17 protein-coding genes and 1 pseudogene are annotated in these 25,126 nt (G+C 56.6%); 7 read left to right on the top strand and 11 right to left on the bottom strand.

Going from position 1 to position 25,126, the window contains the following annotated elements; genetic code table 11:
- Window positions 1-13: 13 nt before the first annotated feature.
- The 6 genes from RUI03_RS10650 to RUI03_RS10625 all read right to left on the bottom strand — a co-directional run bounded on the left by RUI03_RS10650 (window position 14) and on the right by RUI03_RS10625 (window position 7,616).
- Entirely contained in the window at window positions 14-802 is a 789-nt protein-coding gene (locus RUI03_RS10650; protein ID WP_317287441.1) for an inositol monophosphatase family protein, read from the bottom strand.
- 62 nt (window positions 803-864) lie between these two features.
- Complete coding sequence (locus tag RUI03_RS10645; RefSeq protein ID WP_317287440.1) at window positions 865-2,517, bottom strand: ribulokinase; 1,653 nt, start codon at window positions 2,515-2,517, stop codon at window positions 865-867.
- 3 nt (window positions 2,518-2,520) lie between these two features.
- Window positions 2,521-3,213 carry an L-ribulose-5-phosphate 4-epimerase gene (locus RUI03_RS10640; protein WP_317287439.1) on the bottom strand — a complete coding sequence of 231 codons (693 nt, stop codon included), beginning with the start codon at window positions 3,211-3,213 and terminating at the stop codon, window positions 2,521-2,523.
- 9 nt (window positions 3,214-3,222) lie between these two features.
- Window positions 3,223-4,719 (bottom strand): L-arabinose isomerase, encoded by a 1,497-nt coding sequence (gene araA / locus RUI03_RS10635; RefSeq protein WP_317287438.1) that lies wholly within the window; start codon window positions 4,717-4,719, stop codon window positions 3,223-3,225.
- Between the two features lie 70 nt (window positions 4,720-4,789).
- A complete protein-coding gene (locus RUI03_RS10630; RefSeq protein ID WP_317287437.1) occupies window positions 4,790-6,448 on the bottom strand; it encodes a sodium:solute symporter in 1,659 nt (552 codons plus the stop codon).
- 19 nt (window positions 6,449-6,467) lie between these two features.
- Window positions 6,468-7,616: an aldose epimerase family protein gene (locus tag RUI03_RS10625; RefSeq protein ID WP_317287436.1), complete on the bottom strand. Its 1,149-nt coding sequence runs from the start codon at window positions 7,614-7,616 to the stop codon at window positions 6,468-6,470.
- Between the two features lie 307 nt (window positions 7,617-7,923).
- On the opposite strand from RUI03_RS10625, the gene RUI03_RS10620 reads away from it, so the two are divergent.
- Window positions 7,924-8,958 carry a LacI family DNA-binding transcriptional regulator gene (locus RUI03_RS10620; protein ID WP_317287435.1) on the top strand — a complete coding sequence of 345 codons (1,035 nt, stop codon included), beginning with the start codon at window positions 7,924-7,926 and terminating at the stop codon, window positions 8,956-8,958.
- Window positions 8,959-8,985: 27 nt separating this feature from the next.
- Here the strand turns inward: RUI03_RS10620 and RUI03_RS10615 are convergent.
- A pseudogene (locus tag RUI03_RS10615) lies at window positions 8,986-10,068 on the bottom strand (endo-1,4-beta-xylanase).
- Window positions 10,069-10,278: 210 nt separating this feature from the next.
- Between RUI03_RS10615 and RUI03_RS10610 the strand changes: the two are divergent.
- On the top strand, window positions 10,279-12,033 hold the full coding sequence (locus tag RUI03_RS10610) for a glycoside hydrolase family 43 protein (RefSeq protein ID WP_317287434.1): 1,755 nt from the start codon (window positions 10,279-10,281) through the stop codon (window positions 12,031-12,033).
- A 576-nt stretch (window positions 12,034-12,609) separates the two neighbouring features.
- On the opposite strand, the gene RUI03_RS10605 is transcribed toward RUI03_RS10610, so the two are convergent.
- Window positions 12,610-13,047: a hypothetical protein gene (locus RUI03_RS10605; RefSeq protein ID WP_317287433.1), complete on the bottom strand. Its 438-nt coding sequence runs from the start codon at window positions 13,045-13,047 to the stop codon at window positions 12,610-12,612.
- Window positions 13,048-13,306: 259 nt separating this feature from the next.
- On the opposite strand from RUI03_RS10605, the gene RUI03_RS10600 reads away from it, so the two are divergent.
- The 5 genes from RUI03_RS10600 (at window position 13,307) to RUI03_RS10580 (ending at window position 18,748) form a co-directional block, all read left to right on the top strand.
- On the top strand, window positions 13,307-15,454 hold the full coding sequence (locus RUI03_RS10600) for a TonB-dependent siderophore receptor (RefSeq protein ID WP_317287432.1): 2,148 nt from the start codon (window positions 13,307-13,309) through the stop codon (window positions 15,452-15,454).
- A 12-nt stretch (window positions 15,455-15,466) separates the two neighbouring features.
- On the top strand, window positions 15,467-16,570 hold the full coding sequence (locus tag RUI03_RS10595) for a PepSY domain-containing protein (RefSeq protein ID WP_317287431.1): 1,104 nt from the start codon (window positions 15,467-15,469) through the stop codon (window positions 16,568-16,570).
- Window positions 16,567-16,806 carry a hypothetical protein gene (locus tag RUI03_RS10590; RefSeq protein ID WP_317287430.1) on the top strand — a complete coding sequence of 80 codons (240 nt, stop codon included), beginning with the start codon at window positions 16,567-16,569 and terminating at the stop codon, window positions 16,804-16,806. Before RUI03_RS10595 ends, RUI03_RS10590 begins: the two co-directional genes overlap by 4 nt.
- A 180-nt stretch (window positions 16,807-16,986) precedes the next feature.
- On the top strand, window positions 16,987-17,394 hold the full coding sequence (locus RUI03_RS10585; RefSeq protein WP_317287429.1) for a plasmid mobilization protein: 408 nt from the start codon (window positions 16,987-16,989) through the stop codon (window positions 17,392-17,394).
- Window positions 17,395-17,398: 4 nt separating this feature from the next.
- Complete coding sequence (locus RUI03_RS10580; RefSeq protein ID WP_317287428.1) at window positions 17,399-18,748, top strand: relaxase/mobilization nuclease domain-containing protein; 1,350 nt, start codon at window positions 17,399-17,401, stop codon at window positions 18,746-18,748.
- Window positions 18,749-18,894: 146 nt separating this feature from the next.
- Here the strand turns inward: RUI03_RS10580 and RUI03_RS10575 are convergent, their stop codons facing one another.
- From RUI03_RS10575 to RUI03_RS10565, 3 genes are read right to left on the bottom strand one after another with little or no spacing between them, the layout of a single operon-like run.
- Complete coding sequence (locus tag RUI03_RS10575; protein WP_317287427.1) at window positions 18,895-20,085, bottom strand: DUF3644 domain-containing protein; 1,191 nt, start codon at window positions 20,083-20,085, stop codon at window positions 18,895-18,897.
- 10 nt (window positions 20,086-20,095) lie between these two features.
- Complete coding sequence (locus RUI03_RS10570) at window positions 20,096-23,191, bottom strand: type III restriction-modification system endonuclease (protein ID WP_317287426.1); 3,096 nt, start codon at window positions 23,189-23,191, stop codon at window positions 20,096-20,098.
- 13 nt (window positions 23,192-23,204) lie between these two features.
- Window positions 23,205-25,115, bottom strand: a complete 1,911-nt coding sequence (locus RUI03_RS10565; protein ID WP_317287425.1) for a site-specific DNA-methyltransferase — start codon at window positions 25,113-25,115, stop codon at window positions 23,205-23,207.
- Window positions 25,116-25,126 lie beyond the last annotated feature (11 nt).

The raw sequence follows: 25,126 nt of genomic DNA, 5'->3' as shown, positions 1-25,126 counted from the left end.
CGGCGCCCGACTTTCATCCAGTGAGAAGCGCTATGGCCTCTTCGTGCAGCGTCGTGTTCGACGCGAGGATGGAGCGATAGGGAAGGTCGGTCTGTGTGCCATCAAAAGAGGTCACACAGCCGCCTGCCTCGCGGATAAGAATGATGCCCGCGGCGACATCCCAAGGGCTGAGATCATGTTCCCAGAACACATCAAACCGTCCACTCGCCACAAAGGCGAGGTCCAGGGCAGCCGATCCGAGACGTCGTATGCCGGCCAGGGATTTCATGGGTGCGATCAGCTCTTGCGCCATCGCCTCATGGCCTTTCTTGTCCTTGAACGGCAGGCCCGTCCCGAACAGGCATTCGGCCAGCGGCTTGTGGCCCGAGACCTTGATGGGATTTCCGTTCAGCAGCGCACCGTGGCCTTCTTCCGCAACGAACATCTCGTTACTGACCGGATTGAAGACGACCCCGGCGATTGGCTTTCCGCGATAGGCCAGGGCGATGGACACGGAAAAATGCGGCAGGCCGTGCAGGAAGTTTGTCGTCCCATCGAGCGGGTCGACAATCCACTGATGGTCCTTGTCCGCGCCCTCAACGATACCGCCTTCTTCCAGATGGGCCGAATAGGCGGGGTAGGCATCCTTCAGAATACGGAAAATGACTTTCTCGGCATCCAGATCGGCTTCCGACACAAAGTCCGATGATTTTTTGTGCTGTATCGTCAATGTCCCCAGTCGTGCAAAAGCATTGCGCAGGACGTCACCGCCTGCCTGTGCGGCGGACATCATGGTCTGAAGAACCGGGGAGGGAGTGGTCATAGGGCACCTCTGCGTTGGGAAGTGCCCTGTCCTTGCTGTCCTCGACCAGAAAGACAAGCGCCTCAGGCGCGGTTTGTCAGCTCCCGCTCCACAAAGCGGCCCAGCGGAACGTACCGCGTCTCGTAGATTTCATCGTAATAGGCGGCACGCTGCGGGTCGGGTTCATAGGTGGTGCCAAAGCCCTGTCCCATGCTGGACTGCGCTGCGGCGACGCTGTCATGCAGGCCAGCACCGATGGCCGCGAACATGGCCGCGCCGAGCGCGCAGGTCTGCTCAGCCCGGGCTACGCGAATAGGCATGCCGAGCACATCCGCCATGATCTGCATGACGAGGGGGGATTTCTGGGCAACACCACCTAGCGCGATCACATCGTTGATCCCAACGCCCTCGCGGCGCATCCGGTCAACGATGGCGCGCGAGCCAAAGCAGGTCCCTTCGATAATTGCGCGGAAGATGCGGGGCGCATCACTGCCGAGCGACAGCCCGGCAATGGCGCCTCTGACTTCCTGGTTGGCATCGGGCGTGCGTCGCCCATTCATCCAGTCGAGGCAAAGGGGCGCGGTATCGCCTGGTTTGATGGACGTCGCTGCCTCGGACAGATTTCTGATCACCCGATCGCGGTCCGCCGCGCTCACAGTCCCTTGGGCGTCTTTAAGAGGCCAGCAGATCAGGTCGACAAACCACGCATACAGATCACCAAAAGCCGACTGCCCGGCCTCCAGCCCGACCATGTCGGGAACGACGGAGCCGTCAACCTGGCCGCAGATGCCTGCGACCGTGCGGTCCCCCAACGTGTCGGCTGGGGTAATCATGATGTCACAGGTTGATGTGCCGATGACGCGCGACAGGCTGCCCGGCTGGACCTCGCCACCCACGGCGCCCATGTGGCAGTCAAATGCGCCTGCGCCGACCGCGATCCCTTCAGGCAGGCCAAGACGCGCCGCCCAGTCTTTGGTGAGATAGCCAACGGTCTGATCGCTCGTCAGTGTTTCCCTGGCAAAGGTATCACGGTAGCCTGCGAGCCTTGGTTCGATTGCCGTGAGAAATCCTTCTTCCGGCAGGCCGTCCCACTCGTCCGCCCACAGATTCTTGTGGCCGGCCGCACACCGTCCGCGCGGCATCTGGCTCAGGCCCTGCTTTCCGGTGAGGAGGGCTGGCATCCAGTCGCAATGCTCAACAAACGAGGCCGCCGCCGCATGGACGCGGTCATTGTTTTTCAGCAGGTGAGCGATCTTTGCCCACCCCCATTCAGACGAATAGATACCGCCGACATATTTCAGATAATCCGTGTTCCATGTTGCAGCCAGCTGGTTGATATGAGCTGCCTCCTGCACCGATGTATGATCTTTCCACAGAACGAACATCGCGTCCGGGTCGTTGGCGAACTCGTCGTGAAGGGCGAGGGGTATGCCGTCCTTATCGATAAGGCACGGCGTGGAACCCGTTGTGTCGAAGGATATCCCCGCGACGCGCGACGCCGCCTCGGGACCGGCTTCTTCAAGCGCGCCCTTCACCGCCTGCTCAAGCGCCTCGATATAATCAAGCGGGTGCTGGCGGTACTGATCGTCTTCTGGCTTGCAATATTGCCGCTTCGCCCAGCGGGTATAGGGGGCGACGGCCGTGCCAAGCGTGTCACCACTTCTGGCATCGACGAGAAGGGCGCGGGCCGAATCCGTCCCGTAATCGAGGCCGAGAACGAGGGTCTGGTCAGTCATCTTCTATTTCTGTCCGTAATAGGCATTTGGACCATGCTTGCGCTGGAAATGCTTGGTGGTCAGGTCATCGTTCATTGTTGGCGCGTCCTTGATCTGATGGGTCAGAATGGCCATGCGGGCCACTTCTTCTAGAACGACGGAATTGCGAACGGCTTCGCTGGCGGATTTCCCCCACGTGAACGGGGCATGGTTTTTCAAAAGCACGCCGGGAATATGAAGGGGGTCACGCTCGCCAATCGTTTCGCAGATGACGTTGCCAGTTTCGTGCTCGAAAGCCCCTTCTATTTCTTCCCGCGTCATATCGCGGGTGACAGGCACGTCGCTGGCAAAATAATCTGCGTGCGTCGTGCCAAGAAGGGGAATGGACCGGCCTGCCTGTGCCCAGGCGACGGCGTGGGTCGAATGGGTATGCGCGACCCCGCCGATCTGCTCGAACCGGTTGTACAGGACAAGATGCGTCGCCGTGTCGGATGAAGGCTTCAGCGAGCCCTCAACGACCTTGCCCTCAAGATCAATAACAACCATGTCGTCTGCAGACATATCGTCATAGGGCACGCCAGAGGGCTTGATCACGACCAGCCCGCGATCGCGGTCAATGCCGCTCACATTGCCCCAAGTCAGAATGACGAGGCCGTGGGAGACAAGCGCCATATTGGCCGCAAACACGTCCTCTTTAAGTTGCTTCAGATCGCTCATGCGGACCTCCTAGCGATATGAGACGTCGCCCAAGCGGATATCCCGTTTGAAGTCTTCGACGGTGGTATCCGCGCCGATGACCAGCATTTCGATGCCCACCATCTCTGCCAGATCGCGCATATGCTCGGTGTTCAGCGCCATGGAGAAGCCTGAATGGTGCGCACCGCCTCCATGCATCCAGCAGGCAGTGCCAGTGTTGAATGAGGGACGCGTTTTCCAGAACGCAGAAGCGACGGGCAGCTTTGGCATCTCGTTGGGGGCATCGACCACGTCGAGCTCGCCACAAATCCAGCGGAACCGGTCGCCCAGATCCACCATGGCAACATTGATCGCAGGGCCGGCAGGCGTGGTAAAGATCAGCCGTACAGGGTCTTCCTTGCCGCCAATCGCCAGCGGATGAACCGCCACACGCGGCTTGCCGGACGCAATCGTCGGACAGATCTCCAGCATGTGCGAGCCAAGGACAATGCCGCCCTCGGCGCGGAAATCATAGGTATAGTCTTCCATGAAGGACGACCCGCCGGGCAGCCCCTGGGCCATGGTCTTCATGGTCCGCACAAGGATTGCAGTCTTCCAGTCGCCCTCGGCGCCAAATCCGAACCCGTCGGCCATCATGCGCTGCGCGCTGATGCCGGGGAGCTGTTTCAGGCCGTGCAGGATCTCGAATGTTGTGGTGAAGCCGTGATAATTGTTCTCGGCAAGGAAGTCGCGAATGCCCAGTTCAATCTGCAGCGCATCAATGAGGGAGCTGTGACGGTCGCCTCCGGGCGCCAGTTCTGTCGGTACGTCATAACTGTCCATGACAGCGCCGACATCGTCCTTGATGCGGCCCATTTCGACGGCATCGACGAAAGCTGCCACATCGCCAAGGCCATACCCATCAACGGTCGCGCCGAGGCGGATCTGCGCATCGACCTTGTCACCTTCAGTGACGGCCACCTGGCGCATGTTATCACCGAAGCGGGCAATGCGCGTATTGCGCATCGTGTCATGACCGACCGCGGCACGGGTCCATTCGCCAATTGCCTGCTGGGTCGACACATCTTTCCAGTGGCCACAGACGATCTTCCGATCGATGCGCAGGCGTGAGCAAATATACCCGAATTCCCGGTCGCCATGGGCGGACTGGTTCAGGTTCATGTAGTTCATGTCGATGGACGACCAGGGGATTTCCTCACCATACTGTGTATTCAGCTGGAGGAAAGGCTTCTGCAGGGCCTGCAGGCCAGCGATCCACATCTTGGCCGGGCTGAAGGTGTGCATCCAGAAGACAAGGCCGACGCAGTCTTCGGCATCGTTTGCTTTTTTGCAGACAGCGAGGATTTCAGAGGGGGTCGTGACCACGCCCTTGAAGTCCAGGGTGACGGGCATGGCGTCGCTGTCGGCCAGTGTGGCGGCGACTTTGCGCGATTGACGGTCGACCGCATCGAGCGTTTCCTTGCCGTACAGGTGCTGGCTGCCGACGACGAACCAGACGGATTTTTCTTTGAGAGCAGTAAGAGACATAAATATTCCTGACCGGGAGTAACGTCCCGCCAGTCACCCACCGGCGCTGACGGGACGGGTAAGCCTTGGCCTACCAGAAGAAAATATAGACGAGGGCGATAATGCCGCAGATGGCGACGCTGTGGACGACATCCCAGATATCCCAGCTGGCCTTCACCTCGGCCTTGTCCTCGGCAGACGTTGAATTGAACGTCAGACCAGCCAGCAACGCCTCGCTCTTGCGGGGGGTCACGAAGCTGACGCCAACCATCAGAATCACCGTGAAGGCGAAGAGAAGGCAGGTATGATACAGCCAGTTCTGTGCGTACACCCACTCAAAGAAGCCGTTGGACGCGGCGAGAGAGGGGGAGAACTGCAGGACGAGCACCGTCATGCCGGCGATAAAGCCTGCGACGAGACCGACAAGGCCGGCCGTAGGCGTGATCCACTTGGAGAAAATGCCAAGGAAGAAGACGGCCACAATCGATGGCGCGATGAGACCCTGTACCCGCTGCAGCGCGGTGTAGAGACTGTCACCCAAAATGCCTGACTGCAGTACCGGCACCCAGGCGACACCCAGCACCACGACAATGATCGTCGCCCAGCGGCCTACCGCCAGATAGTGCTGCTTGGACTTGTCCTTGACCATCCGCTGATAGAAATCGACGGTGAAAAGCGTTGCGGACGAGTTGAACAGGGAGGCGAGGGAGCTCATCAGCGCAGCAATCGCGCCGCCCAGGACAACGCCTTTGACACCGGCTGGCAGCAGCTCGCGAACCATGATCGGGAATGCCGTGTCCGCCCCATTGGAAAGGTCCAGCATGCCTTTTTCAGACATCGCAAAGGCGATCATTCCCGGCACGAGGAAAATGAAAACCGGGAAGAGCTTGAGGTAGCCGCCAAAGATGGCGCCGCGCCGGGCCTGTTTCATATCGCGTGCCGACAGGACACGCTGGACAATATACTGGTCAGTACACCAGTACCAAAGGCCGATGATGATGGACCCGCCAACGACCGCAGGCCAGGGGAAGTCAGGATCGTTCATCGGACGGATGAGGTGCATATTGTCGCCGTTGATGCGCTTCATCTCGGCAAAGCCTTCAAGAAGCCCTGCTTCACCGCCCAGCTGCGTCAAGCCCGCGAACAGGATGATGATCGACCCGAGCAGGAGAACGGGGGTCTGCAGGACGGATGTCCAAAGGACCGCCTTCATCCCGCCGATGACTGTGTAGATGCCCGTGATGACGATGAGGGAGAGCGCGGCGATCCAGAAGAAGTCGACGCCGAACATGCTCTCAATGCCAAAGATTTCCTTGATCGCCAGACCACCGGCAAACACCGTCACGGAGACTTTGGTCAGGACATAGGCAACGAGAGAGATGAACGAAAAGAACGTCCGGGTGGTGGGGGAATAACGACGCTCCAGGAATTCAGGGGTCGTGAAGATCTGTGTGCGCCAGTAAAATGGCACGAAGACCCAGGCGAGGATCAGGATGATCCAGGACTGGAACTCCCAGTGCGCCATCGCCATGCCGTTTTCGGCCCCGGAGGAGGCGAGGCCGATGAGATGCTCAGAGCCAATATTCGAGGCGAAGATCGACGCGCCGATGGCAAGCCAGCCGGCGTCGCGACCCGCGAGGAAATAATCCTCAGTGTCTTCCTCTTTTTGAAGAGCGACCCACGCCACGATGCCGGCGAGGGCAGCCATGAACAGACCAAGGACGGTCCAGTCGAGCAATCCGAATGCCATGATGTCCTACCCGTCCTGCTCAGTTTGCGGCGTCGGTACGGAACCGAAGAACCATTTTGTGATGATAGGTCTCACCGGGGTTGAGCCGGGCTGACGGGAAATCTGGCTTGTTCGGCGCGTCAGGATAGACCTGCGGCTCAAGGCAGAGGGCATCGCCCTGGCGATAGATGGTGTCGTTCTTGCCGGCGAAGGTGCCGTCGAGGAAATTGCCTGAGTAGAACTGCACGGCGGGCTTGTCGGTCAGCACGTCCATGGCACGGCCGGACGCTTCATCGACCAGTGTCGCCACAAGCTGGACACCGTCGCCTTCGACCGGACCAACGACGAAATTATGGTCAAAGCCAAGCGCGATGGTGATCTGCTCGTCATCGCCGCTGCGGATGTCCTCGCCGATCGTTTTTATCGTGCGGAAATCGAACGGGGTGCCGTCGACGGCCCTCAACTCACCGGTGGGGATCAGGTCATCACTGACGGGGGTATAGTGATCCGCCGGAATCATCAGCTCGTGGCTGAGAATTGGCGTCATGCCGTCATGGCCGGACAGGTTGAAATAGCTGTGATTGGTCATGTTGATGACCGTCGGCTTGTTGGTCTTGGCCGAATGGTCGATCGTCAGCGTGCCGTCCTCATCAAGCGTGTAGGTGACTTTCGCATCCACCTTGCCGGGATAGCCCATCTCGCCATCGGGGCTCGTATAGGCGAGCGTGACGGAAGCGGAAGTCTTGCCGTCTTTTACCTTTGAAATGGTCCAGACTTTCTTGTCCCACCCTTCAGCGCCGCCATGCAGCGTGTTGCCGTTTTCGTTGGCGTCGATATCGTACTGCGTGCCATCAAGCTCGAAAGATGCGCCGCCAATCCGGTTGGCAAAGCGGCCAATCGTGGCGCCCATATAAGACGGGTTGTCGAGATAGCCCTGCGCCGTATCAAACCCCAGAACAATGTCTTCGGCCTTGCCGTCGCGGTCGGGGACTGACATCGACTGTAAGATCCCGCCAAGCGTGATGACCCGGGCTGTATAGCCGCTGTCGGTGGTCAGGGTGACCGCTTCAATTGCGGCACCATCGTCCAGTGTGCCAAAGGTTTCGCGTTTCGCGTCCGCCGCATGGGACGGGACGGCGAGCGCCAGCGTCAGCAGGGAGCAGACGCTCCCAAAAGTCAGAGCATGCATCTTCATTCCTCCACCAGGACGCTTTTCGCTGTCCTTATTTTTGTATCCACCCAAGCTGCAAGACCTCCATCCGGCGCGTCAAGACGGGCCGCGGATCCGCGCGAAGTCGGGATTGTGCACCGGAGGCGGTCTTTTCGGAATGTGAAACACCCGCTTTGCAAACGTATTCAGCCCGGTTTATCGGTGGCACATCGCTCGTTGAAGGACTCTGAGTGCTCGCTTGCTCGTCTCCAGAGGGCTAGCGTGCCGTGATCAACGTGACGCGATGCAAAGAAGATAATTGTGACGGGAAGTACCAGAACGAGCCATGTCTGATTTGAAAGCGCCCCCGGGTCCCGTCACGATGTTCGACATTGCCCAAGCGGCCGGCGTATCCGAATCGACAGTATCAAGGGCGCTGTCAGGTTCTCCCCTTATCGCCAAGGCGACCCGTGACCGGATCCTGAAAATCGCCCGTGAGGCCAATTATACGGTCAATATCAATGCCCGCAGTCTGCGCCAGAAGCGCAGCCGGTCCATCGAAGTGGTCATCCCTCTGGCGTCGGCGGGACGCCAGCATATGGCAGACCCGTTCTATCTCGACATGCTCGGATCGTTATCGGACGCGCTGTCCGAACACGGCTACGATCTGCTCCTGACCAAACGCGCGCCATGGCTCGACAGTGTCGAGAAGAACTCGATCCAGAGCGGCCGGGCGGACGGTATCATCTTCATGGGACAGGGGCAGGATCTTGAGGCGCTCGACACATTTGCCTCCATGTACCGCCAGATCATCGTGTGGGGGGGACACCTGCCCGACCACAATTACGTGGTGGTGGGGACGGATAATGTCGTGGGCGGCCAGATGGCAACCGAACACCTGATGAACGATGTGCAGTGCAAACGCATCGCATTTATCGGCGATCCGGCTGAGCCAGAGATTGGCCTGCGTCTTGCCGGCTTTCGCAAAGCCTTCGAGGTGCAGGGGGCCCCGGTCGATGAAGACCTGATTTTCAAGGCGCCGTTTGACGGCCAGGATGCGCGGCGCGCCGCCGAGCAGATCATTGCCAGGGGTGTGACCTTTGACGGCATTTTTTGCGCCAGTGATGTGATCGCCATGAACACAGTCACAGCGCTGCGCCGCGCCGGCTATTCGGTGCCCCACGATATTGCGGTCGTGGGATACGACGATATCTCAATGGCCAGTAATTTCGACCCCTCCATCACGACGGTCAGTCAGCAGATTGAGCGTGGCGGCAAGAAGATGGTCGAGATGATGCTCGATATAATCGACGGCAAGACCGTGGACACGACACTGCTTGAGTCGCAGCTGATCGTGAGGGAAAGCAGCCTGCGGAAATAAGATTAGCAGGCTGATGAGCGGACGTGATCAGCTGCGGGCTGGCGCTGCCCTGAATGCGTCGGCCATGGCCTGGCGCATGGGTTTGACCTTGTAATCATCGCCATAGGGCAGGGGGCGGCGGACCAACTCATCGCCATCCACGAACTGTTGAATCCAGCTATACTGATCCGCCATCGCCCAGGTGATGAACTCTTTCATCGCCGGATAACTCAGCATCAGGTCCATATAGTCTCTTGTGTACGATGCAATACGCTCATCGCGCTCGGCATCGGTGCCGCTCGCCGTGTCGCCATCATTCACGTCAAATTCTGTGAAATAGAGTTCAAGCCCCATGTCACTGATCTCGTCCAGAAATTGTCCCCACGCTTTCTGTCGTGCCGGGAAAAAAAGCGGACAGGCTTTCCCACTTGGCGTGCCCCTGTATGCCGAGACCCGTCAGGGGACATCATTTTTCAGCATGGTTTCGAGAAGGTTCAGAACCGCCTTGCGATGCACTTCGTTCCCTTCCTCCCAGGTCATGAAGTCATTATACGTCAGTTTTGCGTCAGGCGCGGCCCGATGGGCGGCGTCGAAGGCAATGTCCACAACAGCCGGGCCAAGCGCCTTGGTAAATGGCGTCGCGCGCAGCTCACCCGTCTTGGGGTCCAGCCTCTCGTTGATCACATCCCAGTGATAGATCTGCGGCGAATAATGGCTGGCGACCTTCGTGATGTACTCGCGCAGGACGGTCTCGGCTTCTGACGCCGACGCGAACTCATAACCTTTCAGCCATCCGGGCAGATAGTCATTGTGGTTCCACAGCAAGGTATGACCACGCAGCTTCATGCCGTTCAGTTGGGCAAACGCAGCGAGGTCGTCGGCGCGCCCGAATTGCCATTGATCTTTCTCGGGTTCGATCGCGTACATTTTCTGCTCATTCTCACCGACGATGACGTCGCATTCCGCCTGCAGGATATTCACATACCGCCAGTCGTTCAGATGTTCTGTGTGCACTGCGGTGCCGAACAGCAGGCCCTTCGCGGCTGCCAGTTCCTTGAGCGATGGCCCTTCAAAAAGGGGCGCTGTCGGATGCGCAAAGCCTGTTCCGGCAATGGCTGCGCTTGCGGTCATGAGGGAAAGGGCGTGTCGACGGGTCAGATTGGGCATGGATGTCTCCCTGAGCGATTTGTGTCTCGTTTTGCATACGACGCACTTAATGGGACGGCTATGCAATATGTGAAACGACAGGCGGGGGCGCGTTCATGAAACCGTTTTCTTTTCAATGGACTTCAAGACTGGCTCTGAATATCCTGCGCCCAACAAATTTGGGAGGTCTACAGAATGCTACTGTCGCGCGTCTTTTTAATGTCAGCAATCGGATTAATTGCCGGTTGCACTGATCAGTCGGCCGAGCCGATGGATGGTGCTGTCAGCCCTGATGCGGTGGTGGCGCAGACAGAAGCGGCTGGGCCTCTTTTCGAATGGTTTGAGTATCAGGGGAACGATGCCGTGTTTGAGACGGCTCTTGGTCCGGACGAATATCGTAACCCCATTCTGGCGGGGTACTATCCCGATCCCAGTGTCGTTGCGGTCGGCGATGACTACTACATGGTCAATTCGACGTTTGGCTTCTATCCCGGCATCCCTGTGTTTCATAGTCAGGACCTCGTCCACTGGGAACAGCTGGGCAATGCGATTGACCGGCCGGACATGATGCCGTTCGACGGGCTACATCTGGGGTATAACGGGGTGTACGCCGCAACGATCGACCATAACGATGGCACGTTCTACATTGCCAATACCTGCGTGGCCTGCGGCGGGAATTTTGTGCTGACGGCAGACGATCCGGCGGGGCCGTGGTCTGATCCCATTTGGCTTCCTCATATTCCCGGTATCGACCCATCCTTCTTCTTTGACGATGACGGGCGCGTCTTCATCGTGCATCACGGCGATCCCGCCGACAAGCAATACGAAGCGAACACGGCGCTCTGGGTGATGCAGGTGGACCCCGTCACCTTCGCGCCTTTGTCAGAGGATGTCATGCTGGTTGATGGTGGGGCAGACCCGGATGATCCGCAGGAATATAATGAGGGGCCTCACATCTATAAGCACGACGGGCGTTACATTCTCTCCGCGCCGGAAGGCGGCACCGGGTACAAGCACAAGCAGCTGGTCTATGCTGCGGATGATGTTTTTGGACCGTACACACCTTATGAGGGCAATCCGATCCTGACCCAACTGGGCCTGCCAGACGACCGTCCGAACCCGGTCACGGCAACCGGTCACGCTGACATTTTTCAGGATGCGGCCGGTGACTGGTGGGCCGTCTTCCTTGCCGCCCGGCCATATGATCTTGCAACGCCGCCCCAGGACCCGGGACGTTTCCACACTGGGCGGGAAACGTTCATGCTGCCCGTGACATGGCAGGATGGCTGGCCGCTCATCATGACGGATGAGGCTGTACCCTATGCCGTAAAGAAACCAAATCTGCCCGAGGTGAAGCTGGGCTCTCGTCCGCTGACTGGCAACTTCACTGTCCGGGACGAGTTTGATGGAGAGGCGCTTGGCCCTGAATGGCTCTTCGTTCGTACGCCACATGATGAATGGTGGTCCATGAACGAGGGCACGCTCTCAATCACGCCGCGCCCAGAAAAGATGGGCATGAAGCAGCAGCCCTCTTTCGTGGGCCGCCGGGTGCAGCATATGACCGCCAGTGCGACCACAAAAATGCTTTTCAGTCCATCGGCTGGGGAGGAGGCGGGTATGGCCGCGATCCAGAACTCCGAGCATTTCTACAAGTTCGGCGTCTCGCAGGAAGGTGACACCTCTCAGCTGATCGTCCGCCGTCGGAAGGGTGCAGACAGTGCTGAAGCAGGAGATGTCATCACGACGCTGGATATTGACCTGGCAGAGGGGGCGCCGATTTTCCTGCGCATGTCGATCGACAAGGCGGACCTTGATTTCGCCTACAGCCTCGATGGTGAAACCTACACCACCATGCTGAATGATGCCGATGCGAGCGTCCTGACGACGGCTGTCGCCGGTGGCTTCACGGGCGCGGTCATCGGCATGTATGCGGAGAAAGACGCGCCTTAAAACTAATGCCCCTGCGCTTCATTGTTTTTGCGGGGGGGCATCGTTCTTGAAGTTTTGTATTGTGCTGATTGTAAAAGGCCAAGATGCCGGCGTTCAATTTCCGTGCGTCTCATCTCTTGGCATCACATACCGACGTCCAAAAACGCCTAGCTCCGGCTTGCCGAGGTCTACTTGAACGGGGCGAATGTCCAGCTCGATATATTCATTGTCCAGCAGATAATCGTACAGGACGAATGAAGAGAATACCTGTCCAGTAGAGGGATCGGTATTGGAAAATGACCTCCATCTCCCAGCGTGTTCGAGAGTCATTTCAAAATTTATATTCAGGGAATGTTGTGAATAGGACTGGTCTTCGTGAAGGCACAGTTTTCTGTCCTTTTCGACCGTGATATAGCATCCGTACGGATTTTTCACGGGCCGTTCAGAAAATGGTCTACAGGACCATAGCGCTGCTACAGCGAGTAGCGCGTAACAGACGCCCTTGATCACCTTGCTGCGTGACATTCACGTGGTTCCGTTTGGGGCAATTCGATCCACAGCTGTTTCTACGACCATCGACAGAGACGGGCAATAATGTCAGCGCTTTATTGACGAGGCGACAAACACGTTCTCGCCACAATAGCCGCAGGGAATGAGGGACTCACCATATTTGAGCGCTGCACAATCCTCGGATTCCGTCAGCTTTTCAAAGTGCCCGGTGAGTTCGACTACCGCTCCGGCCCGCTGTTTTAGCTTTGTCGCGGCAATTCCATTCCGAGCGATGCAGATTTTATTGCTCGTTCCATCACGTTTCAGTTCAAAGAGAAGGCCGAAGGGCATTCCTGTATAGGAAAGGCGGCCCGTCAGCGTGCAGTCCGCCTCCTGACGATCGCGATATGGCCCGTCCAGAGACAGGTTTAATGCCGGGCTGTAGATGTCGTCCTCAAATCGGCAGGCGCCGACAGCGTCCGAAGCGGAAAGGTCCGCTGCCATCGACCCCAAGGTCAGGGCAAGCAGCGAAAGCGATGTCGGCATGGTATGCCTTCTACAGCGACTTCACAGAAAACATCGTATGACATATTGCGCGCGTGGGACAGTGAGTCGTCATGCTCAGATATTTCCCAAGATGCGATCAGAGCGTTCGTCTGCGCTTGTCCGACCCTATCACTTCTAGAGGCGCTCCTGAGAGGGGCGCCTTTTTCGACGCGGGCAGTAATCCGCGATTGCTATTGCGAATTGATTGCAAGTTGTGGCAGGAGCGCTATCACCAGATACCGTTTGAAGGAATGCCCTCATGAAACAGTGGCTTGTCAGTTCAGCCAGCGTCCTTGCCGCCCTTTCCGCCTCGGCGTTCGCCCAGGAAACCGCCGATGAGGACATGATTATCGTGACCGGATCGCAGGTGGTGCTAGGCGGGACCTATGATGGCGATCAGGTCAGCCGCGGCGCGCGCGCGGGCCTTCTGGGCAATCTCGATTATATGGAACAGCCCTTCTCCAGTATTGGCTATACCGAGGACCTTCTGCGCCAGCAGCAGGCCATCAGCGTCGGCGATGCTGTGCGAAATGACCCCACCGTCCGGCTCGCCAAAGGGTTTGGCAACTTCCAGGAAGTCTTCATCATCCGCGGCTTCCCCGTCTATTCCGATGACATGACCTATAACGGTGTCTACGGCATTCTTCCGCGGCAGTTTGTGGCAGCGGAACTGATTGAGCGGGTCGAGGTCTTCCGCGGCGCGAACGCCTTCCTGAACGGGGCAGCCCCCGGCGGCAGCGCATCCGGCGGCCTCGTGAATATCGTGCCCAAGCGCGCAGGCGAAGAGCCGGTAACACGGCTCACCGCTGGCCTCGTTGGACAGGGCCATTTGTCGCTGGCCGCCGACGCCGGTCGGCGCTTTGGCACTGATGATGAGTTCGGCATCCGTATCAATGCCGTCAAGCGGGACGGTGAAACGGCGATTGAAGGACAGGAGAGGGACCTGACCGTTCTCTCCCTTGGCACCGACTATCGGGGGGAGCGCGTCCGCTTCACCTTTGACATGGGCTATCAGGATCATCGCATCGACCGCCCCCGTCCACAGGTCACCCCCCTTGGCGATGTGCCAGAAGTCCCCGGCACCGACGCGAATTATGGTCAGCCATGGACCTATACGGACGAACAGCAGCTTTTCGGCGCTTTCCGCGGCGAGGTTGATCTGACAACTGCGGTGACAGCCTGGCTGGCCGTTGGGGGACGCACGGGGGAGGAACAGAACGTCCTTGCCAACCCCAATGCCACCGCCGAAGGCCTGACCACCGCCTACCGCTTTGACAATACGCGGGAGGACAATGTCGTCTCTGCCGACACGGGTATCAGCTGGACAGTGGCGACGGGAAGCATTGACCACCGCTTCGTCGCATCGGCATCCGTCATCGATCTTGAATCGAAAAACGCCTACGCTCTGTCAGATTTCATCAACACCATCCCGGGCAATCTGTATGAAATCAACAGCGCAGCAATTCCCGCCAATGACTTCTTCACGGGCGGAGAGCTCGACAATCCGCTGACCACGGAAGAAACGACAAACACGAGCTACGCTCTGGCCGACACGCTGTCTTTCATTGACGGCAGGCTACAGGCGACGCTGGGCCTGCGTTTTCAGGACATCGAAACGACGTCATTTGATTACAACACCGGCGCAGAACTTTCATCCTACAGCGCGGACGCGGTCACCCCGACGGTTGGCGTTGTCTATCGCGCGACCGATGGTATTTCCGTCTTCGGGAACTATGCCGAAAACCTGCGCCCCGGGGCCATTGCCCCTGCGACCAGCGGTGGTACACCTATCAGCAATGCTGGCGAAATCCTCGACCCCTTCCGCGGCGAACAGCTGGAGGCTGGCGTCAAATTTGATCAGGGTAGCTATGGCGGGACCGTCAGTGTCTTCACGCTCAACCAGCCCCAGTCGATTGTAGACGATGGCGTCTTTACAGATGGCGGCGAAGTGCGGGTGAGCGGCCTTGAAGCTGTCGCCTATGGGGAACCTGTGACGGACCTGCAGCTGATCGGCGGGTTTACCTGGCTGGATGCGGAGCTAGAGACAACCGATGGTGGCCTGAATGAAGGCAATCGCCCGATCGGCGTGCCGGAGTTTCAGGCCAACCTGTCGGCGCAATACGCTGTTGCATCGGTGCCCGGCCTGTCGCTGGACAGTCGAATTATGTACACAGGTGAACAGTACACGAACACAGCCAATAGTGTTGCAATCGATTCATGGACGCGCCTCGACATTGGCGCCGCCTATAGCTGGACGGTTTCAGAGAATGAGCTGACCTTGCGCGCAAGGGCTGAGAACGTTCTGAACAAAAACTATTGGTCGTCTACGGGCGGCTTCCCGGGGGCCAACTATCTGGTGCAGGGTGACCCGCGGACCTACCTCATCAGCCTGTCCGTCGGGCTCTAGTTGATGAACAGGATGACCCGTTCCGCCGTCAGACGATGGAGTGTCGTGCATACATGGTCCAGCCTAGTGTGTACGGTCTTTCTCCTGATGCTGTGCGTCACGGGTCTTCCGCTGATCTTTCACGATGAGATCGAAAACGCGCTGAGCACACAAAGCTGGTCTCCGGCCAACCCCGACGGCCCGCTGCTCTCCTATGACGACGTGCTTGAAGCTGCGTTGTCGCGCCGTCAGGACGAAGTCCCCCTCTATATGAGCTTCGACATTGATCGCCCCGTGGTGAATGTCACCTCTGGACCAACGCCCGATGCACCGGGTTCCGCCATGCATTTTGCGCCCATTGACCGGACAAGCGGTGACGCGGTGCCCGTAGAGGCGCCCGCAGGCGGCATCATGGACTTTCTGTTGCAGCTGCATACGGACATGTTTCTGGGCCTGCCAGGCATGCTTTTTCTAGGGGCCATGGGCGCCGCCTTCACCCTGGCCATTGTGTCTGGCGTTGTTCTTTATGCCCCCTTCATGCGCAAGCACGAGTTTGGCATGGTCCGCCTTGCCCGTTCGCGGCGCGCGCGCTGGCTCGACCTTCACAATCTCCTCGGCATCGTCACCGTGATGTGGGCCAGTGCCGTCGGCGTGACAGGCGTGGTGAACACGCTTGAAAAACCGATCAATGATCAGTGGCGGGACCACGCCCTGGCGGATCTGATCGCGCCCTATGAGGGGCGGGATGTCCCCACATCGCTGGCTTCACTGGACGAAGCCATCAGCGCGGCTGTGGCAGAAGCGCCGGGGATGACATTGCAGTTCGTGGCCTTTCCGGGAACGGATTACTCGACCGACCATCATTTTGCGATCTTCCTCCACGGCAACACACCATTGACAGAACAGCTGATTACGCCGGTTCTGGTGGATGCTGTCACTGGTGACGTCGCAGGCAAGCGTGAGATGCCGTGGACATCGAAGGCCCTGTCGCTATCGCGCCCGCTTCATTTCGGTGATTATGGCGGGCTGCCGCTGAAAATCCTGTGGTTTCTGTTTGATCTTGTGACGATCATTGTGCTGATCACCGGGATTTATCTGTTTTTCGAACGCCGCCGCCGCGGAAGGCGGGAGGTATGAGCCCGCTCGTCAATCGGCGCCGCGCGACCTGGCTTGAGCGTACGTTTCTGATCCCGGGTCTTTTCGGTGTGATGACCTCTATCGGGCTGATTGCCGCTCTGGTTGGCGATGGCCCCGCGCATCTGTTGTCGTGGCTGTTGCTGACAACACCACTCGCCGCCATTCCCTGGGCCCTCTGGCGCGCGGCCCATCAAGAGCCTTCGAGATTTGAAGCCGCCGCGCGGTCACGAACTTGATCGCAAGCCCTTGAGCGCGCTGAGAACAAGGCGTCTCAAAACCGCAATTATTCTTGCTATTCAACAGCTTGGAAAAATGGCGCACAGCGGGCCAGAGATTTCGAATGAATTATTCGAGGTTTTGGCAGACTGGGAAGCTCAGCTCCGCAAGGCTGACATCGACTTTGATGGGCCGAAGCCATGAGCGGCGGGCAAGTAGCCAAATTCAACAAAGCCGCCAAGCCGAAGAAAAAACGTCCCGCGCCCATTTCCTTGCGAGTGACGGAAGAAGAGCGAGCCCTTCTCAAGGAACGGGCCGGACGGCGCTCGGTAAATGCCTATATCCGGCAAAAGGTCTTTGGCGATGACGCTTCACCTCGGCGCAGCTATCGCAGGCCGCAAACCGACGATGCGGCCATTTCCCAGGCGCTAGCCGTACTAGGGCAATCGCATCTCGCCTCAAACCTGAACCAGATCGCCAAGGCGGCAAATATTGGCACTCTGCCGGTGACAACCGATCTGGTGTCAGAACTCCAATCGGCCTGCGCAGATATCCGGCAAATGCGGGATGCGTTGATCTTTGCACTCGGCCTCACGTCCAAGGGTTAGCTCCATGATCCTGGTTGGTAATCAGCGCGGCGGGGCCCAAAACCTCGCCCTGCATCTTCTGTCGCCGGAAAACGAGCACGTTCATGTGCATGAGATTTCAGGCTTCGCGTCGGAAACGCTTCAGGGTGCTTTCAACGAAGCCTATGCAATCTCTCGTGGCACCAGGTGCCAGCAGTTTCTCTTCTCCCTGTCGCTGAATCCGCCCGAAGATGCAGAGGTCAGCGAGGAAGAGTTTGATAGTGCTATTAGCAAGGTTGAAGAAAAGCTCGGCCTGACAGGCCAGCCGCGCGCCATCGTCTTTCATGAAAAGGAAGGCCGTCGACATTGCCACGCCGTGTGGTCTCGGATCGATGCCCAGGAAATGAAAGCCATTCCGCTTTCCTTCTCGAAGAGCAAAATGCAGGAGGTCTCACGGGAGCTGTATCTGGAGCATGGATGGAAGATGCCACGGGGACTGGCTCAGCACGGTCAATCCGATCCCCGCAACTTCACACTGGCCGAATGGCAGCAAGCCAAACGGATGGGCCGCAACGCCCGCGACCTCAAACAGACGATGCTGGATGCCTGGGCTATCTCGGACAGCCGTGCCGGGTTTGAAGCAGCGCTACAGGAACGCGGGTTCAAGCTCGCTCGTGGCGACCGCCGAGGATTTGTCGCGGTGCCCTATGACGGTGAAGTGCTCTCGCTATCTCGGTATCTCGGCGTGACAAAAAAGGACATGGAATCTCGTCTGGGTTCTCCAAAAGAATCGCCCTCTATCGAGGAAACGAAGCGCCAGATGGCGCAGGAAATGACCCCGGTCATGCGCGGTTATCTGCGGCAGGCAGACGAGCAGCATCGGCGGCAGATGGAACCGCACCTTCGGAAGAAAACCGAGATGACGGCACGGCACCGCCAAGAACGCGCGACGCTCGATCAGAAATTGACCGTACAAGCAAAGCAGGATGCGCTTGCCAGAGCCGCGCGCCTATCAACAGGCTGGCGCGGCCTCTGGCAGCGGGTGAGCGGTAAGAGAGATAAGATCATTGCGGAGAACTTGCGCGAGGCGGAAGCCGCCAAGCTGCGCGATAGCCAAGAACGCCACGCTCTCGTGAAGACACAGCTTCAACAACGGCGGATGCCGCAAAAGCCGATCAAATGGGAACGCCAGCGGCACACAAAACTCCTGGCGGAGATCCACCGGGAGCTGGCGCGGTATCGAAAAGAAGGTCGAGAGGTTTCGCCTCGACTTGTAGCCTCGGAGATCAAACGGAGCCGAAAAAATCGGAAGACGGAATATAGTGGCCGTCGAGGCAAAGCTCCCGAAACCGGAACGTATAGGCGCAAGCCTCAAGGTCCATCTATATCTCGTTGACAAGGGTTACCCTGCAACCCTCTCCCATTCTGGCCAAGAATGGGGGTAGCGAGGGCAAGGAGGTTCCGAACGAGGCTCCGCCCGCAAGGTGTGGATACGTTCCGATACCTTGCCCACGCGAGGGGCAAAGCGCCTACGCGTAGGTATTATTTAGTAGACTTCAGTCGGTCGAACTCAGCTTCGTCAGAAATCTTTTCGGCAATGAAGTCCACCCAGGCATCGTTGTAGGTATAATCTCCATGCGTTTTATGAAATATGCAGAATTCTTTATCGGTCTGATCTCTAGATTTAGCATTTGACGCTGGTCGGACTCTGTATCGCTTCCAAGCTTGAGTGTGATTGTGTGAGCTAAATTTCTTTCCAGAGCGTTCCCGGATTAATTTCGCAGCCTGACTAGGCTTATATGGGTAGTCATCATCAGCAATTACTCTTTTCTCGAGTATGTTGTGGATCTCCTTGCCTTCGTCCGATCCAGGCTGAATAAACTGGAAATGCGATTTCGACTTGGAGCTCGCCTCCAACATATAAACCACCCTGAATCGATAATCCAAGTCGGCCTTTTCTTCCTTTGATAACCTTTGATCTATTCGGGCGTCCAGCGCCTCGATATGCTCAGGAATATCGAACTTCTGCAATTCGATCAGCTGAGAGAAATTCACCTTGGTAAACTGTAGGGCAATCGATAAATCCGATCTAAGAGATACCCTATCTCCAAACAGCTGACATATCGCTTTGTCAAAATTCAAACAGCTTGCTTGAAACAAACCAAAGAATTTGACGTCTGAGCGTCGCAGTAGATTATGCTCCACCGTATCACGGATATCGATCATATCACGGATATTATTGGCAACCCCGGCAGATAGAGGGAAATCGTGGCGTTTTATCATTTGCGACAGCAACAACGACCGCCCATCCTTTCCGACGATCTTGACCCCCTCCCGGTTGTAGTATTCGTGGAGAAGGTAGGTCCAAGCTATGTTTGATTGAACCGCAAATTGTTCCGCTTTGAAACGCAGCGTCGGGCTATTAAAGCTTTGGACTGCAAGTATCATAGCTTCACGTGCACGTATTAATCGCTCGTCGTCATATAGATTCAATCCGGTGACAGGATCGTATGAATCTTTCTTTCGAATAAAGAAATCGACGTCTTCCTCACGGGAAGATTTGATTGATTGATCGGACTTTACCTCGGTTATGCGGGCGGCATTGATCGTTGCAACGCGGCCCTTATTCAATAGATGTTGAATATCTTGATTCCGCCAGCCCTTCTTGAGGAGCGCTTTAACAATCGGCTTCTCTTCGGATGTTAATGCACCGGCGGAATTGCGCTTTACCATTCTACCAGCCTCACGCAGCCACCCCGCTGACCATGTCCATCAGTTTACCGAAATCGGTCACGACGTCGTACTTGACCTTGTCGGCCTCGATCCGTTGATTGATCTCGTTGAAGAATTTGCGCGCGCATTTGATCTTGGTGCGTTCAATTTCGCGAAGCGCCATCGATGACATGGAACCTTTGGTCTCGGCCAAAAAGTAAATGTGTTTCACGCACCCTCGAGTGAACGAAATTGCCCAATCTGGATTGTAGTCGCCGACCGGGGTTGGGATTAGAAAGCCTCTTGGAAGTTTGGCGTAGACCACCACCTCATCGCTTGTATCCAATTCGTCCACGAAGCGGCGTTCTTGGCTGGAATCGACCACACAGTAATCGTAGATGTGCCTTTTCAGCTTCTCGGTCGCGCGAGAGAAGTCTTGCCCACTCTGAGCGGCGGTGAAGATGTCTGTCTCATAGCGGTCTTCAACTTCATCGTACTGGAGTTTCTCGATGACCGCCGTTGCCTTCTGCTCCTTTATGAGACGTGAGGCTTCGGCAATGAAATGTTCCGGGTTCGACTTGAACTGGTCGAAAATCAGTGGTTGGACGCCAGTTAAAATGTGCGCGACCGTGCGGCGCGTTAGCTGTGTGTTTTCGGCGACCTTTCCGACAAGGTCATAGGTCACGTCCGAATAAACGAACCCACCCTTCTCGGTGGAGGTTTCAGATAGCTTGAAGCCATCGCCCGTTCTCAGCTGCTCATCGGTCAACGCAGCGGCCTGCTCACCACGCTGAACGGTGTACTGCAGCGGCGTCACTCGAAGTTCGCTATCGAGTGCCTTGATTGCTTTGGCGATCAGTTCTTGGGAATCAAATTCGACGCGATAGACGGCCTTGCGATTGATCCGTGCCCAAAGTTCCTGGAATTCCTTCTTTTTGAAATTGGCGTTCAGCGGGTTGGTCTTCGGCTTTCGGCCATCTTCGATGCGGGGCAGCTTGCTGTCGTCAAAGACGCTGTCGATCAGGTCGATGATCTGGTGACGGTAGGGTTCAAGCTCCTCGGCAAAGCCTGGCAGTTCGCCAGCTTCTTTTGCTTGATGATATGCGTCCGTTATCCCGTCGGAATCGTCCGTGAAGTCATTCTTCAGCAGATAGCGGTAGATCTGTTTCGCCATCGCGGGCGTCACCTCGACCGGACCATCCTCGGTTTGGAGAACCTTACCGGTGAAGTAGTCTTCGTCAGCTTTGCGCGGACGCGCGGAAAGCGTCTCCGCTATCTCGGTCTGGAGACCTTTGACGAAGTCCTTATAGCTCTCGCTCGCGACGACGGTCAGGACGTTAATCTCATGCACAAGCGATGGGTGGTCGATCCGCTCTCCGTGGCGATCGACGGACAGACGAAGACCACGGCCAACTTCCTGACGGCGGGATATCGTGTTGTCGCTGTGCTTCAGCATGCACATGACGAAGACATTCGGGTTGTCCCAGCCCTCACGAAGCGCAGAGTGTGAGAAGATGAAGCGCGTCGGCTCTTCGAACGATAGCAGTCGCTCTTTGTCTTTCAGGATTAGATCGTAGGCGGTCTCGTCGTCCGAGAGCCCCTTATCCTCACCCGTCTTTTTCATGCTCGGATCGACCATGCGGTTCTTCTTGTCGATCGAGAAATAACCGTTGTGCGTTTTGCCCGGATCAATCTCGCCGAGATAGGCACGGTACTCGTCATTATCGATCGCCAACTCCGAGAGATATTCCTCTTTGAGGGTTGCATACTCGCGCTCGAACACGCGGGCATATTCGCCTTTCTCGTCGTCCTGGTCGTAGTCGCGATACTTCTTCACCTCGTCGATGAAGAAGAGTGAGAGGACCTTGATGCCCTGAGCGAAGAGCTGCTTTTCCTTGTCGAAATGCGCCTTGATCGTTTCGCGAATTTGGATGCGGCGGATGTCGTTTTCGTTCACGTCGCCTTGGGCTTCACCGGCGATAAGGCTCTCGCCGTTCGTGAATTCGATCACGTCCTGATTGGCGTCGATCTGTGAGATGACATAGCCGCGATACTGATCGAGATCACCTGACGCCGTATAAAGATCATCCTTGAATTCGAGCCGCTTCAGCTGGCGTTTGATCTCACCGGATTTGAGCTTCACCTCCATCTCGATCCGGGCCACGGGCGCTTTGGTCGAGATGTCGATGCCTTCGAGATAGAGGTAGGCGTTTGTCCCTGCGAGGCCGCGTGTCTGGATACCGCGCACGGCAATCTTCTTCACGAGCTTCTGGTTGTACGCGTCGAGGGCGTCGAGCCGGTGCACCTTATTATGCTGCGTCTTGTGGGTCGCGGAGTACCGCAAGATCATCAGCGGATTGAATTTTGGGAGCGCGTCGAGTGTTGCCTTGCCTTCCATTTTTTGAGGTTCATCGAGGATCAGGATCGGACGGTTCGCGCTGATCACATCGATCGGGCGGCGGGACTGGAAGTCGTCCAGCTCGTCGTAGATTCGGCGATTGTCAGCACCCTTGGCATTAAACGCCTGGATGTTGATGATCATCACATTGATCCCGGCGTCGCTGGAGAAGCTCTCCAGCTCGTGCAGGCGCTTGGAATTGTAGGTGAAGAACCGCGCCTTTTTGCCGTAGGTTTCCGCGAAGTGATCCGCCGTGATCTGGAAGGATTTTTGGACGCCTTCGCGGATGGCGATGCTCGGCACCATGACGATGAATTTCGACCAGCCGAAACGCTTGTGCATCTCGAACATGGTCTTGATGTAGCAATAGGTCTTTCCGGTACCGGTTTCCATCTCGATATCGAGATTGATCTTCGCGCCGGGCTTGTAGCCGCCTTTGACGGGCTTCCGCGCACCCTTCGCGTCAAGCATGGAGAAGTCGGTCAGCGATTTTGATAGAGGCAGGTTTTGGCGCTTTTGGACGGCCTGGATGTTACTCAGAAGCGCGGCATCCCCAAGCAGGATGTCCTCGTTCTTGAACCCGGCTTCCAGCTCCAGTCGCACGTCGGTGCGCTTGCCGGGATCAATCCGATAGCTGAGCGGATTGGACTTGGGCTGGCCCTCAAAGCAATCGATCACCGCCTCAACGGCGGCGGTCTGATAGGCTTGGGTTTTGAATTTGAGCTTCATGCCGCACCCGCCCTTAGATCGACTTCACGTCGGTGGAGGGGGAGAGCTGCTTGAAAATTTGCTCCACATTGATCTTCACGGCATCGGAGACGAAACCATTGTCGCGAAACACAACGCGAGCTGGCTCATGCTTGGCGAGCTCCTTCACCAGCTCTTCGGTCACGCCATAGTCGAAGCACGCGATCAGGTCATAGGGCTCATGGTTGACGAAGAAGACGGTCTTATCACTGATCGTTTCTCGGCGGATCGGCAGAGTCAAATCGACGCCCCAATCGACGAGCACCTGGAAGAGCAAATCCTCGGGGTCTGTCCGGTCCGGTTTTACGTTTTCGACTGCGTCTAGTAGCGCGCCTTGAGTCAGTTCTTCGGCGGAATAGTAGGTTGAAGACATATTTGAACTATCAACCTTGAGAACCCGCATCCCCATATCGATGCTTGTCGAGGTAGTCGCAAGTTGCTTTCCGGCCTGACGAATGCGTTCTTTCGAAATTTCAGCGATCGTATGAAAACCATTTTTGAATGGTGGCGAATCTTCAGGAATAGGCTCGGGAACCTGGACCATGATGAATTTTCGGTTTCCGTCATCATTAGCATTTAACTGCATAACCGCGTGTGCGGTCGTCGCGGAGCCCGCGAAAAAATCCAGTATGATTGCGTCTTTGTTGTTTCGCGTAACCGCTTCGATTGGATCATAGACCGCCCATAGACTCTTCGGGAACGTGAAGCCTGATCCTTCGACGAGATTATTGATCAGTTTTGTTCCGTATTCGTTTGAATCATAGCGCTTATCTGTCCAAACACTCTTGTATCGCCCAAATGTCTTTCCAATCTCAATTTGGTAACCGTTAGCATCTTTGCGGGCACGCAGCATCATTGAGATTTCGTCAACACTTTGGCGAGCATACCGCCACTTTCTTTCTATGCCTTGGTTGTCGATCGGATAAACGTAAGCAATATCGCCGTCCCACTCAGTCTGAGCAGGATGAACATGATCAGGTACAACATCGCCAAATCCGACGATCTCGTCGCCTTTCACCATAACCGGATAAAAGCAATTTTTGGCATCCCTGCGCTCTGATTCACCGCCCCAATTGCGGAACTGGGACCAACTAACATCTTCTTCTCTGATCTGCCTATCGCCAATCGCTTTCACCCCCGAGGGATATATAAAAATCAAGTACTCATTCACATACGAGAAATTCGCCCCTTGTTGTCCTCTTGGATTGTGAACCACAGACACATAGGCGTGCTCCCAGGCAGAGCCGCTGAAAACTTCTTTTAGGAGAACAGAAAGAGTGCCGAATTCATTTTCATCAATAGCGCATACGAGAACACCGTCTCGTTTGAGAATATTTTTTGCCACCCTCAAACGTGGATACATCATTGAAAGCCACTCGGAATGAAATCTCCCGCTAGTCTCCGGATTAGCGACAAGTTTGTCTTTTTCTTCAGATTTTTGGTTCGACCGCTCAAGAAAATCTGAAACAGTCTCACTATAATCATTTTTGTATATTAGGTTTCGGCCCGTGTTGTAAGGTGGGTCTATGTAGATCATGTCGACGCGGCCAAGAAACGATTCTTGGATTAGCTTCAATGCTTCTAGATTATCCCCCTCGATGAAGAGGTTTCCCGTCTCTTCGAAATTTACGCTGTCTGACCTTTTAGGGCGGAGGGTTTTGGCTATCGGCGTATTGGCCGTCAAAATTGCTTCCTTCTTCCCAGGCCAATCAAGCCGGTAGCGCTCCTGAGGCCCCTCGACGATGCAATTGGATAATTCCTGGCGAAGCTGGTCGAAGTCGACCGCAAAAAAAAGTTTGCCGCTCTCATCCGTTGCTTCCGTCACGCAGCCCGGAAACAGCTCGTAAATTTTCGCGATGTTCTCGTCAGCCAGGTTCGGGCTATGCATCTTCATTTTTTTACCCACTTTGCGAATCC

The sequence above is a fragment of the Parvularcula sp. LCG005 genome, assembly GCF_032930845.1.
Taxonomy (GTDB): Bacteria; Pseudomonadota; Alphaproteobacteria; order Caulobacterales; family Parvularculaceae; genus Parvularcula.
This window is presented reverse-complemented; position numbering and strand designations above follow the sequence as displayed.

Bases quoted from the DNA above. Each gene is read 5' to 3' on its own strand.
- RUI03_RS10650 (WP_317287441.1), bottom strand. From the start codon at position 802: ATGACCACTCCCTCCCCGGTTCTTCAGACCATGATGTCCGCCGCACAG.
- RUI03_RS10645 (WP_317287440.1), bottom strand. From the start codon at position 2,517: ATGACTGACCAGACCCTCGTTCTCGGCCTCGATTACGGGACGGATTCG.
- RUI03_RS10640 (WP_317287439.1), bottom strand. From the start codon at position 3,213: ATGAGCGATCTGAAGCAACTTAAAGAGGACGTGTTTGCGGCCAATATG.
- araA (WP_317287438.1), bottom strand. From the start codon at position 4,719: ATGTCTCTTACTGCTCTCAAAGAAAAATCCGTCTGGTTCGTCGTCGGC.
- RUI03_RS10630 (WP_317287437.1), bottom strand. From the start codon at position 6,448: ATGGCATTCGGATTGCTCGACTGGACCGTCCTTGGTCTGTTCATGGCT.
- RUI03_RS10625 (WP_317287436.1), bottom strand. From the start codon at position 7,616: ATGCATGCTCTGACTTTTGGGAGCGTCTGCTCCCTGCTGACGCTGGCG.
- RUI03_RS10620 (WP_317287435.1), top strand. From the start codon at position 7,924: ATGTCTGATTTGAAAGCGCCCCCGGGTCCCGTCACGATGTTCGACATT.
- RUI03_RS10610 (WP_317287434.1), top strand. From the start codon at position 10,279: ATGCTACTGTCGCGCGTCTTTTTAATGTCAGCAATCGGATTAATTGCC.
- RUI03_RS10605 (WP_317287433.1), bottom strand. From the start codon at position 13,047: ATGCCGACATCGCTTTCGCTGCTTGCCCTGACCTTGGGGTCGATGGCA.
- RUI03_RS10600 (WP_317287432.1), top strand. From the start codon at position 13,307: ATGAAACAGTGGCTTGTCAGTTCAGCCAGCGTCCTTGCCGCCCTTTCC.
- RUI03_RS10595 (WP_317287431.1), top strand. From the start codon at position 15,467: ATGACCCGTTCCGCCGTCAGACGATGGAGTGTCGTGCATACATGGTCC.
- RUI03_RS10590 (WP_317287430.1), top strand. From the start codon at position 16,567: ATGAGCCCGCTCGTCAATCGGCGCCGCGCGACCTGGCTTGAGCGTACG.
- RUI03_RS10585 (WP_317287429.1), top strand. From the start codon at position 16,987: ATGAGCGGCGGGCAAGTAGCCAAATTCAACAAAGCCGCCAAGCCGAAG.
- RUI03_RS10580 (WP_317287428.1), top strand. From the start codon at position 17,399: ATGATCCTGGTTGGTAATCAGCGCGGCGGGGCCCAAAACCTCGCCCTG.
- RUI03_RS10575 (WP_317287427.1), bottom strand. From the start codon at position 20,085: ATGGTAAAGCGCAATTCCGCCGGTGCATTAACATCCGAAGAGAAGCCG.
- RUI03_RS10570 (WP_317287426.1), bottom strand. From the start codon at position 23,191: ATGAAGCTCAAATTCAAAACCCAAGCCTATCAGACCGCCGCCGTTGAG.